The 12,076-nt window shown below is 74.0% G+C and carries 3 protein-coding genes (1 of these 3 only partly in view); all 3 read left to right on the forward strand.

Features of this window, described 5'->3' with window-relative positions:
- Tightly spaced (each overlapping or abutting the next), the 3 genes in view from D7231_RS02255 to D7231_RS02265 form a layout consistent with a single transcriptional unit that may run on beyond the window.
- Positions 1 to 282: a phosphopantetheine-binding protein gene (locus D7231_RS02255; RefSeq protein ID WP_120753167.1), complete on the forward strand. Its 282-nt coding sequence runs from the start codon at positions 1 to 3 to the stop codon at positions 280 to 282.
- Positions 270 to 2,267 (forward strand): asparagine synthase (glutamine-hydrolyzing), encoded by a 1,998-nt coding sequence (asnB, locus tag D7231_RS02260; protein WP_120753168.1) that lies wholly within the window; start codon positions 270 to 272, stop codon positions 2,265 to 2,267. The genes D7231_RS02255 and asnB overlap by 13 nt, the downstream gene beginning before the upstream one ends.
- Positions 2,264 to 12,076 carry the 5' portion of an SDR family NAD(P)-dependent oxidoreductase gene (locus D7231_RS02265; RefSeq protein ID WP_120753169.1) on the forward strand. 11,559 nt of this gene lie beyond the right edge of the window, so the window shows 9,813 of its 21,372 coding nt (coding positions 1-9,813); its start codon is at positions 2,264 to 2,266; its stop codon lies off the right edge, out of view. The genes asnB and D7231_RS02265 overlap by 4 nt, the downstream gene beginning before the upstream one ends.

Genomic DNA, 12,076 nt, shown 5'->3' on the forward strand with positions numbered 1-12,076 from the left:
ATGAACAGAACAGACAAGATCCGGCAGTTCATCGAGGACCGCTTCCTCGTCGAATTCGGCGGCGAGGTGACCGACGACAGCGACCTCTTCAAGGCCGGGGTCATGGACTCCTTCGGCTACATCCAGCTCATGAGCTTCCTGGAGGACGAGTTCTCGATCGGCGTCACGGACGAGGAGATGCTCACCGACGTCTTCGTCTCCCTCGACGCGATCGACGCCTTCGTGGCCCGGAAGCTCGCCGGACAGGGCGCCGGGCAAGGGGACGCCTCATGTGCGGGATAGCCGGCTTCCTCGCGCCGTCGCTCGACCCCGGCGCCGCGCCCGGGATCGTCACCTCGATGCTGTCGCTCATCCGGCACCGGGGGCCGGACGAGGCGGGCTACTACCTGGACGACGGCTTCGCGATGGGCACGGTCCGCCTCGCGATCGTCGACCTCGACACCGGCTCGCAGCCCATGTCCGACCCCACCGGGCGCCACTGGATCTCCTTCAACGGCGAGCTGTACAACCACGTCGAGCTGCGCGAGGAACTGCGGGCCCTGGGCCGGCCGTTCCGCACGCACTGCGACACCGAGGTAGTCCTCCAGGCGTGGCTCCAGTGGGGGCCGCAGTGCCTCACGCGCTTCAACGGCGCCTTCGCCTTCGCGATCAGGGACGCGGACACCGGCGGCCTCGTCCTGGCCCGCGACCGCTACGGCAAGCGCCCGCTCTTCTACGCCGAGCACGACGGCGGCCTCCTCTTCGCCTCGGAGATGAAGGCGTTCCGCGCCTTCCCCGGCTTCCGCTTCACCCTCGACCCGCGCGAGCTCGCCTCGGTCTTCGCCGTATGGACGCCGCTGCCCGACCGCACCCCCTTCGCGGGCATCCGGCAGCTCCCCATGGGCGGCGTCCTCACCGTCCGGGACGGCCGGCGCACCCTGAGCACCTACGAGGAACTCGCCGTCGACGCCCCGCCGTTCGAGGGCGCCGAGGAGGACGCCGCCGCGTACGTCCGCGAGACGCTGCGCGCGAGCGTCGAGATGCGCCTGCGCAGTGACGTCGAAGTCGGCGTCTACCTCAGTGGCGGCCTCGACTCCTCCATCGTCACGAAGCTGGCGACGGACCTCTCGCACAGCGAGGTGCGGACGTTCTCGGTCGCGTTCGAGAACGCGGAGTTCGACGAGTCCGAAAGCCAGCGGGTCGTGGCCTCGCACCTGGGCACGCGGCACTCGTCCGTCACCGTGTCCGCCGCCGACATCGCCGAGCACTTCCCCGCGGCCGTCCACCACGCCGAGGTGCCCTCCTTCCGCACCGCGTTCGTCCCGATGTACCTCCTGTCCCGGCACGTACGGGACGCCGGGATCAAGACGATCCTGAGCGGCGAGGGCGCCGACGAGGCGTTCCTCGGCTACTCGCTGTTCCGCGAGACGATGCTGCGCGCGGCGTGGCACGAGCTGTCCGCCGAGGACCGGAAGGCGGGGCTCGCGCGCCTGCACCCCGAGCTCGCCCACTTCGGGCCCGCGCACCAGAAGCACATGGCGGGTCTCTTCCAGCAGTTCTCCCAGGAGCGCCTCCCGGGCCTCTTCTCCCACGAACTCCGCTACCAGAACGGCCGGTTCGCCGCCCGCCTGCTCAAGGACCGGAACGTCGACCCCTTCGCCGACGCCCTGGACATGGTGCGCACCGCGCCCGGCTACGCGGGGCTGAGCGCCGTCCAGAAGGCGCAGTGGCTCGAATACAAGACGCTCCTCGCCGGCTACCTCCTCTCCACCCAAGGGGAGCGCATGGGCCTGGCGCACGGCGTCGAGAACCGCTGCCCGTTCCTCGACCCCGCGGTGGTACGGGCCGCCGCCTCGGTGAACCTCCGCTTCGACGACGGATCCGAGGAGAAGGCCATCCTCAAGAAGGCCTTCCGCGGCGAACTGCCCGCCTCCAGCCTGGCCCGCCGCAAGCAGCCCTACCGCGCCCCCGGCAGCGCCGTGTTCAAGGACCGGCGGCCCGACTACCTGGAGCTGGTGCTCTCCGACGCCGAGCTCGGAAAGCTCGACTGGGCCGACCCCGTCTTCGCGCGGAAGCTCGTGGCGAAGATCATGACCACCCCCGCCGAGGAGATCAGCACCAAGGAGGACCAGGCGTTCGTCTACCTGCTCTCCACCGCGCTCCTCGACCAGCAGTTCGTGCGGGACACGGCGGGGCCGCACGCTTCACCGGAAGCCGATCTCAAGATACGGACGGTCGTCGACAAACGGCGGGCCCTGCCGCGCGCCGTCGCCGGAGGAATGCGATGAACACGGACACAGACACAGAACCGGGAAACGCCGGCGACATCGCGATCATCGGCCTCGCCCTGCGCCTCCCCGGCGCGGACACCCTGGAGGAGCTCCGGCGGCACCTCGACGCCGGCCGTTCGCTGATCTCCGAGGTGCCGGCCGAACGCTGGTCGAAGGAGCGGTACTTCGGCGACCCCCGGCGCGGAGCCGAGAAGACCAGCAGCATCTGGGGCGGCTTCATCGAGGACGCCGACCGGTTCGACGCCTCCTTCTTCCAGATCTCCCCGCGCGAGGCCGAGACGATGGACCCGCAGCAGCGGTTCGCCCTCGAACTCGCCTGGCGGGCCATCGAGGACGCCGGGTACCGCGCGAGCGCGTTCGCGGGCACGCGGACGGGCGTCTTCATGGGCGTCTGCCACGCCGACTACGCCGAGCTCATGGAGCGCGAGAAGGCCCGTACCGACGCCTACTTCCCCACCGGCACCGCCTACTCGATCATCTCCAACCGGGTCTCGTACTTCCTCGACCTCCAGGGCCCCAGCATCACCAACGACACCGCCTGCTCCAGCTCGCTGGTGTCCGTCTACGAGGCCGTCACGGCCCTCCGCAACGGCGACTGCACAACAGCCTTGGCCGGCGGGGTGAACCTCTGCTGGTCGCCGAAGCACTTCGTGGCGTTCAGCCAGGCGAGCATGCTGTCCCGTACCGGCGAGTGCCGCGCCTTCGACCAGGGCGCCGACGGCTACGTCCGGGGCGAGGGCGGCGCGGTGCTGCTCCTGAAGCCCCTCGCGCGGGCGCTCGCGGACGGCGACCCGGTCCACGCCGTCATCAAGGGCGTCGCGACCAACCACGGCGGCCGGACGAGCTCGCTGACGGTCACCAACCCGGCCGCGCAGGCGAACCTGATCGAAGGGCTCTACACCCGCGCCGGCATCCGGCCCGAGACCGTCACGTACATCGAGGCGCACGGCCCCGGCACCCCCGTCGGCGACCCCATCGAGATCATCGCGCTCAAGCGTGCCTTCCACGCCCTCCACGAGGCGCAGGGCACCCGCCCGGAGCCGGAGTCCTGCGGCATCGGGTCGGTCAAGACCAACATCGGACACCTCGAAGGAGCCGCCGGCGTCGCCGGGATGGCCAAGGTGATCGGCGCCCTCGCCGGCCGGCGGCTCCCCGCGACCGTCAACTTCGAGGTCCGCAACAAGCTCATCAAGCTCGACGGCAGCCCCTTCCGCATCGTGCGCGACACCGAGCCCTGGGCCGAGCCGCCCACCGGGGCCGACGGGCGGCCCGCGCCGCGCCGCGCGGGCGTCAGCTCCTTCGGGTTCGGCGGCACCAACGCCCACGTCGTGCTGGAGGAACACATACTGGAGGAACACGTAACGGACCACCCGGAGCGGCAGCCCGCCGTCCGCACCGGTCCGCACCTCGTCCCCCTCTCGGCCAAGACCCCCGACCGGCTGCGCGCCGTGGCCGAGGCGCTCCTCGCCCACCTCCGCCCGCCGGAGCCCGGCGACGCCGCCGCGGCGCTCCGGCAGCCCCAGGACCTCGCCGACATCGCGTACACCCTGCGGACCGGCCGCGAGCCGATGCCCACCCGTGTCGCCTTCGTCGTCGCCTCCGTACCCGAACTCAACGAGGCGCTCGAAGCGTTCCTGGCCGGCACGCTCGCCGGCGCCGAGGCACACCCCGGCGCGACCGTACGGGCCGCAGGCGCGCCCCCTGAGGACGGCCTCCTGGAGGCGGCCGGACGCTGGGCCCGCGGCGACGCCGAGGACCTGCCGGAGCCGCAGACCGCCGACGGCGACGCGAAGCCGCGCCGCGTCCGGCTCCCCGCCTACCCCTTCGCCCGCGAGCGCCACTGGTTCAAGACCCCGGACGCCGAGCCCGCCCAGGGCCCCGCCGCGCTCCACCCGCTGCTCCACCGCAACACCTCCGGCCTCGCCGGACAGCGGTACACCTCCACGTTCACCGGCGACGAGCCGTTCCTCGCCGCACACCGGGTGGGCGGCGCGCGCGTCCTGCCCGCCGTCGCCTACCTGGAGATGGCCCGCGCCGCGGTCGCGGACGCCACGGGACACACCCCGGGGCACCCGGCCCCGGCCGTCCGCCTCCGCGACGTCGTCTGGGCGCGCCCGCTCATCGCCGGTGACGCGCCCGTCGACGTCCACGTCGGCCTGGCGCCCCGGGCCGGGACCGAAGGAGCGGGCGGAGAGCTCGCGTTCGAGGTGACCGTCACCCCCGGCGACGCCACGACGGCCGTGGTCCACGGCCGCGGTACCGCCGAACTCCTCCCGTCCGAGGCGCTGGGGGAGGCGGGGGAGCCGGAGACGCTCGACCTCGGCGCGCTCCGCACCGCCTGCCGCACACCCCACGCCCCTGAAGACGCTTACGCCGCCTTCCGGGCCCAGGGCCTCGACTACGGGCCCGCGATGCGCGGCCTGGACGAGATCCTCCTGGGCGAAGGACAGCTCCTCGCCCGCATCCAGGAACCCGCACCCGCCCCGGACAGTAGCCCGGACGAGGGCTTCGTCCTGCCCCCGAGCGTGCTGGACGGGGCCTTCCAGTCCTCCCTCGTCCTCATGGCGCAGAGCGCCGGCACGGCCGGCCCGACCATGCCGTTCGCCCTGGAGCGGATCGACATCCACCGCCCGTGCGCGGCGGTGACCTGGGCCTGGGTCCGCCGGCGGCCGGGCGGCGGTGCGGCTGCCGCGTTCGACATCGACCTCTGCGACGCGGAAGGCGTCGTCGGCGTACGCCTGCGCGGGCTGGTCCAGCGGACCGGCGCCTCCTCTGCGGAGTCCCCGGCACTCGCCGGACCGCGTGTCGTCACGGCCACGTGCCGGTGGACGGACGCGCCCGCCGCCCCTTCGGCGACGGAGACCGGCCCGGAGACGGTGCACGCCTTCCTCACCGGGAAGGCCGCGGCCCGTATGACTCCCGGCCTCGCGGGCACCCCCGGCCTGACGCTCACTCACCTCCCCGACATCGCGCCCGGCCGCGTCGCCGACGGCATCGACGCCGCGCTCGGCCTCGTCCTCGCGCACGTCCAGCAGGTCCTGGCGGCGCGCCCGAGGACGCCGCACCGCTTCGTCGTCCTCGTCGACGACCGCGTGCCCCGGCACTTCCACGCACCGCTCACCGGCCTCCTCGCCACCGTGGCCCTGGAGAACCCCCTGGTCTCGGGGCGCGTCGTCCGGGTCGCCGGCCTCGACACCACGCCGCCCGAGCGGATCACGGAGATCCTCCGTACGGAGGCCGCCGACCCGGAGCCCGCCACCGAGATCCGCCGCGCGGCCGACGGCACCCGCCAGGCGTGGCGCCCCGCCGACGTCGCGCTCGGCGCGGGGCCCGAGGTCCCGCCGCTGAAGGAGGGCGGCGTCTACTGGGTGACCGGCGGTCTCGGCGGTCTCGGCCGGCACGTCGCCCGTTACTTCGCCCGGCGCCCCGGCGTGACCGTCGTCCTCAGCGGGCGTTCGGCCGCCGGACCCGCGAGCGAGGAGGCCCTCGCCGCGCTGCGGGCGGCGGGCGTCGACGCCCACTACCTCCCCGCCGACACCGGCAGCGCCGACGACGTCGCCCGCGCCGTCCGCGAGATCACCCGCGAGCACGGCTCCCTCGACGGGATCGTCCACGCCGCCGGGGTCCTCCGCGACGCCTACGTGCTCCGCAAGGAGCCGGCCGACCTCCCCGCGGTGCTGGAGCCGAAGGTGCGCGGCGTCCTCAACCTCGACGCCGCGACGCGCGCCCTCGCGCTCGACTTCTTCGTCGTCTTCTCCTCCGTCGCGGGCGTCTACGGCAACCCCGGGCAGGCGGACTACGCGGCCGCGAACGCCTTCCTCGACGCCTTCGCGCACCACCGGCAGGCGCTCGTCGATGCCGGGGAGCGCACGGGCCGCACGGCCGCCGTCAGCTGGCCGCTCTGGGCGGACGGCGGGATGACCGTGGACGACGTGACGCGCGAGTCGATGCGCCGGCAGCGCGGCTGGGAACCGCTCCCCACGGAAGAGGGCCTGCGGGTCCTCGGCCGCGTCCTGGACGACGCCCCGGCACACGTCGTTGTCGCCTACGGAGCCGACCCGAACCTCGCCCACCTGCCGGCGGGCCCGCACCCGGAGCCCGTGGGCGCCGCCGAGGCCGCGGCGGCCCCGGATGACGGCGCGCTCCAGGAACGGGCCGAGGGCCTCCTGAAGGAGCTCCTCGGCGAGGTCATCCACCGCGACCCCGCCACGATGGAGGCGACGGTCAACCTCATCGAGTACGGGATCGACTCCCTCAGCATCCTGGAGATGACCGCCCGCCTCGAAGACCGCTTCGGGCCGCTCTCGAAGACCCTCTTCTTCGAGTACCTGAACATCGAGGGCGTCGCGGGCTACTTCGTGGAAGCGCACCGCGAGCGGCTCGAAGCCGTCCTCGGCGCGGCCCCCGGCGCCGCAGAGGAGACGCCTCCGGCGCCTCGGGAGGCTCCCGCGCCTGCCCCCGCCCTCACGGCGTCACGCGACGACCGCCATGACCGCGACGACCGCCGCGACATCGCCATCATCGGCATCTCCGGCCGGTACCCGGGCGCCGGCACCCTCGACGAACTCTGGACGCTCCTCGAAGAGGGCCGCCACACCTTCGAAGAGGTCCCGCGCGACCGCTGGGGCCACGACGCCGTGTACAGCCCCGACCGCTCCGTCCCCGGCAAGAGCGCCATCCGCACCGGGACGTTCCTGCGCGACATCGACAAGTTCGACCCCCGCTACTTCCGCGTCTCCAAGCGCGAGGCCGAGCGGATGTCGCCGGAGGTCCGCCTGTTCCTCCAGGCCGGGGTCGAGGCGCTGGAGGACGCGGGCTACTCGCGGGAGACGATCCAGCGCCGGTACCAGGGCGACGTCGCCGTCCTCGCCGGGACGATGAGCAACCACTACAACCTCTACGGCTTCCAGAACAGCCTCACCCGAGGAGCCCCGGCGACCGGCAGCTACACGGGGACGCTCCCCAACATGCTGTCGTACTTCTACGGGCTCACGGGGCCGTCCATCTTCCTCGACACCATGTGCTCGGCGTCCTCGACCTGCGTCCACCAGGCCGTGCAGATGCTCCGGGCGGGCGAGTGCCGGATGGCCGTCGCCGGCGGCGTCAACCTCCTCCTGCACCCGTACAACCTCATCACCTCCTCGCAGGAGCACTTCACCACGGCGACCTCCGACGTCATCCGCAGCTTCGGCCTCGGCGCCGACGGGACCATCCTCGGGGAGGGCGTCGGCGCCGTCGTCCTGAAGCCGCTCGCCGACGCCGAGCGCGACGGCGACCACATCCACGCCGTCATCAAGGGGACCGCGCTCAGCAACGCGGGCGTGCGCAACGGCTTCACCGTCCCCAACCCGCACATGCAGGCGCGCGCCGTAGAGAAGGCGCTGGACGACGCCGGGGTCGACGCCCGGACGATCAGCTACGTCGAGGGCCACGGCTCGGGCACCTCGCTCGGCGACCCCATCGAGGTCAAGGCGCTGACCACGGCCTTCGGCAAGCACACCCGGGACACCGGCTTCTGCGCCCTCGGCTCGGTCAAGTCCAACACGGGCCACCTTCTGGCGGCCGCGGGCATGGCCGGCCTCGCGAAGGTCGTCCTCCAGCTCCGGGAGGGCAAGCTCGCGCCGTCCCTGCACAGCGCCGAGCTCAACCCCGACATCGCCTTCGCGGACACCCCCTTCCGCGTCCAGCGTGAACTCGCGGACTGGAAGCCGGCCGTCACGACGGACGGCGGGCACGAGACCGTCCACCCCCGGCGCGCCGGCCTCACCTCGATCGGTGCGGGCGGCATGAACTCGCACATCATCCTGGAGGAGTACCGGGCCGCCACGGAGGAGCCGTACGCGCACGACGGCAGCGAGCAGCTCTTCGTCTTCTCGGCGATGACCGACGCCGCGCTCGCCGAAGTCCTCACCCGCTTCCGCGCCCACCTGGCCGGCGCGGCGGAGGACGGGCTGCCGTCGATCGCGCACACCCTCCGCGTGGGCAAGAACGAACTGCCGCGCCGCTGGGCGTTCCTCGCCGGGGACCGGCGCGCGGCGCTCGCGGCCGTCGACCGCTACCTCGCGGGCGACCGCGACACCGGCGCCGCGCTCGCGAGCCACGACCCGCGCGCGGCCACGGCTGCGGTCACGGCCCGCACGCTCGCGACGGCGTGGCTGGGCGGCAAGAGCGTCGACTGGAGCGAGCTGACCGGCCCCCGCCCGCCCCGGCGGGTCTCCCTGCCGGCCTACCCCTTCGAGCGGGTGCGCTGCTGGGCCGAGGAGGAGCCCGGGGCGCCGTCCGTGACCGCGCCGCTCGCGCTGCGCGAGAAGCTCCACCCCTTCCTCGGCCGCAACGCCTCCGACGTCGAGGGCCTGCGCTACGTCCTCGACGTGCGCCTCGACGACCTCCTCGACTACGGCCACCGGCACGACAAGGAACGCGCCGTCGCCCCGACGTTCGCCGCCGACCTCGCCCTGGCCGCGGCCAAGGCCTCCGGGTTCGCCGCCGCGCCGGTCGTCCGCGGCCTCCGGCTGCCCGGCGAGGTCCCGTGGGCGTCCACCGCCCGCCTGATCACGTCCCTCACCGTCACGGGTGCCGAAGCGGCCTCCGGCGTCGTGTCCGCCGAGGACTCCACCGGCGCGCGCGTCACCGTCGCTGAGTTCGACGTCTACCCGGGCGGCGCACCGGCGGACCACCGGCCCGGCCTGCCGGTCGGTGCGCTCGAACGGGACGCCGTACGCGCCCTGACCCGGGACGAGTTCCTCGCGGAGCTCGCCGAGGGCGGCCTGGAGCACGACCCGCTGTACTGCGGTGTGCAGGGCGCGTACTGGCTGCCCGACGGCCGGCTGGTCCTCGCGCTCACCGCGCCGGAGCTCCGGCAGGACCACAGCGCACGCCACATCACCCTCGCGCCGCACGTCCTCACCGCCGCCGCCCAGGGCCTCCGGCTCGTGGCGAAGCGCGCGCACGCGCCGCGCTGGGCCCGGACCACCCCGTACGGGATCGAGGAGATCCGGGTTTCCGGCGACCCCGCCGACGTGGCGTACGTGCTCTTCGAGCCGGCGCCCGGAGGCGATGGCCTCCGCGGCCACGTACGGCTGCTGGACGGCGACGGCCGGGCCGTCGGCGAGCTCACGGGAGTGCGGTGCGGTGACGACGCATCACCACGAGACGCCTCGCTACGGGACCCATCGCCAGGAGACGCCTCGCCACGAGACGCATTGCCACGAAAGGAAGAAGGCATGACGCGGCCCGAGCCCCTCGGGGCACCACGGCCCGCCACGGAGCCCCTGCGCGCCGGGGGAGCGGATCCCGGTACCGGGATCGTCCCGTTCGCCGTCGCCGAGCTGCGCGACATCGCCTCCGGGATCCTGAAGTTCGCCCCCGACGAGCTGGACGGCCGCACGACGTTCGACGCCTTCGGCTTCGACTCGATCTCGCTCGTCACCTTCTCCGGGCGGGTACGGGAGCGCTTCGGGGTCACTCTGAGCCCCGCGGTCTTCTTCGACCTGCGGACGCTCGACGCGCTGGGCCGCCACCTCGCCGAGGAGTTCGAGGAGCCCGTCCGCGAGGCGTACGCACGGTCGCTGCCGGCGGACGACGCCCCCCGCAGCACCCCGGCTCCTGCCCTCTCCGCGGCCCCGGGCACGCCGATGCCCATCGCGGTCGTCGGCGCGGCGGGCCGCTTCCCCGGCGCGCCCGACCTCGACACGTACTGGGCGAACCTGGCCGAAGGCAAGGACTCCGTCACGGACTTCCCCGTCCACCGCTACGGGGCGGCCTACGCCCAGGTCGTCGAGGACGCCGACTTCCCCAAGCGCGCGGGCGTCCTCGACGGCGCCGACGGGTTCGACGCGGGGTTCTTCCGCGTCTACCCGCGCGAGGCCGAGCTGATGGACCCGCAGCACCGCCTGGCCCTGGAGACGGTCTGGAACGCCGTCGAGCACAGCGCGTACACCCCCGCCGCCCTGCCGAAGAACACCGGAGTCTTCCTCGGCGTCTCGGGCAACGACTACGCGACGCTGCTCACCACCCACGGCGTCGAACCGGACGCCTTCACCTCGACGGGCAACGCGCACTCGATGCTCGCCAACCGGATCTCGTACGTCCTCGACGTGCGCGGCCCGAGCGAGCCGGTGGACACCGCCTGTTCGAGCTCACTGATCGCCGTCCACCGCGCGATGGAGGCCATCCGGTCGGGAGCCTGCGACGCCGCGGTCGCCGGCGGCGTGAACCTCCTCCTGAGCGTCGACACGTTCGTGAGCGCGCACCGGGCCGGGATGCTGAGCCCCGACGGCCGGTGCAAGACCTTCGCGAGCGACGCGGACGGCTACGTGCGGGGCGAGGGCGTCGGCGCGGTCGTCCTGAAGCCGCTCGCGGCGGCCGAGCGGGACGGCGACGCGATCCTCGGCGTGCTCATCGGCAGCGCCGAGAACCACGGCGGGCGCGCCAACTCGCTGACCGCGCCCAGCGCCGACGCGCAGGCCGAGCTGGTCGCCGCCGCCATGGGCGCCGTCGACCCGGACACCGTCGGCTACGTCGAGGCCCACGGCACCGGCACCGCCCTCGGCGACCCCGTCGAGGTCCGCGCCCTCACCACCGCGTTCCGCCGGCTGGGAGCCCGAGGCCGGGGCACGTGCGGGCTCGGCTCGGTGAAGACGAACATCGGCCACCTGGAGGCGGCGGCGGGCATCGCCGGCCTGCTGAAGGTCCTGCTGGCCATGCGGCACCGCGTCCTGCCCGCGACGCTCAACTGCCGCGAGATCAACCCGTACATCGAGCTCGACGGCGGACCCTTCCGCATCGTCCGCGAGCAGGAGCCGTGGCGGCGCCCGCGCGACCGCGAGGGCGCGCCCGCCCCGCGCCGGGCCGGCGTGAGCAGCTTCGGCTTCGGCGGCGCGAACTGCCACGTCGTGGTCGAGGAGTACGAGGACCACCCGGGTGATGACAGAAACGAGGAGTACGAGGCTGTGGATGCCACGGATGCCACCCACGACACCGGTCGTGGGGGCGGGCGTGCGGACGGCGCGCAGGTGCTGATCCCGCTGTCGGCCCGCACGGGCGAGCAGCTCCACGAGCGCGCGCGGGACCTCCTCGCATACCTGGAGAAGACGGACGCGCCCGCGGGGCTCCCCTCGATCGCGTGGACCTTGCAGACCGGGCGCGTGGCCATGGCCGAACGCGTCGGCTGGGTCGTCGCCTCGCGCGGCGAACTCGCCGCCAGGCTGCGGGAGTTCCTCGCTGGTGGCGGGAGCGTCGCCGGTGGCGCGCGGGGCCGGGTCGCCCACGACGGGGGCCCCACCGCGCAGACGCCCCCACGGCCCGCCCCCACGGCGGGCGTCGGCCTCGCGGAGCTCCTGGCCCGCTGGGCCGGAGGCGCGGACGTCGACTGGCGCACCCTCCACGGCGCCCGCCCGCCGAAGCGGGCGCACCTGCCGGTGTACCCCTTCGCGTACGAGCGCCACTGGATCCCGGAAGGGACGGGGGTCCAGGGGGCCCTGGCGCCCAGGGAAGCCGTGGAGATCCAGGCGGACCCCGGGACCCGGGAAGCCCCGGGAACTCCGGCGGCTGCGGCAGCCGCCGGCACGGCGCACGCGCCGGTGGCGGCCGGGGCCGTGTCCGCTGGGGCTGTGCCTGTCGGGCCAGTGTCTGCTGGAACCGTGCCCGCCGGGATCGTGCCCGCTGGGGCCGTGTCCGCCGGCACGGGGGCCCTTCCCGTGCACCTCCGGACCGGGGCACGCCCCGACCACGGTCGTGACGGCGCGCTCGCGCGGCCCCTCGCGCCGCGGAACGCCGGCCCCGCGGCCACCGATGGCGCCGAAACC

This window comes from Streptomyces klenkii, from assembly GCF_003626645.1.
Taxonomy (GTDB): Bacteria; Actinomycetota; Actinomycetes; order Streptomycetales; family Streptomycetaceae; genus Streptomyces; species Streptomyces klenkii.

Bases quoted from the DNA above. Each gene is read 5' to 3' on its own strand.
- asnB (WP_120753168.1), top strand. From the start codon at position 270: ATGTGCGGGATAGCCGGCTTCCTCGCGCCGTCGCTCGACCCCGGCGCC.
- D7231_RS02255 (WP_120753167.1), top strand. From the start codon at position 1: ATGAACAGAACAGACAAGATCCGGCAGTTCATCGAGGACCGCTTCCTC.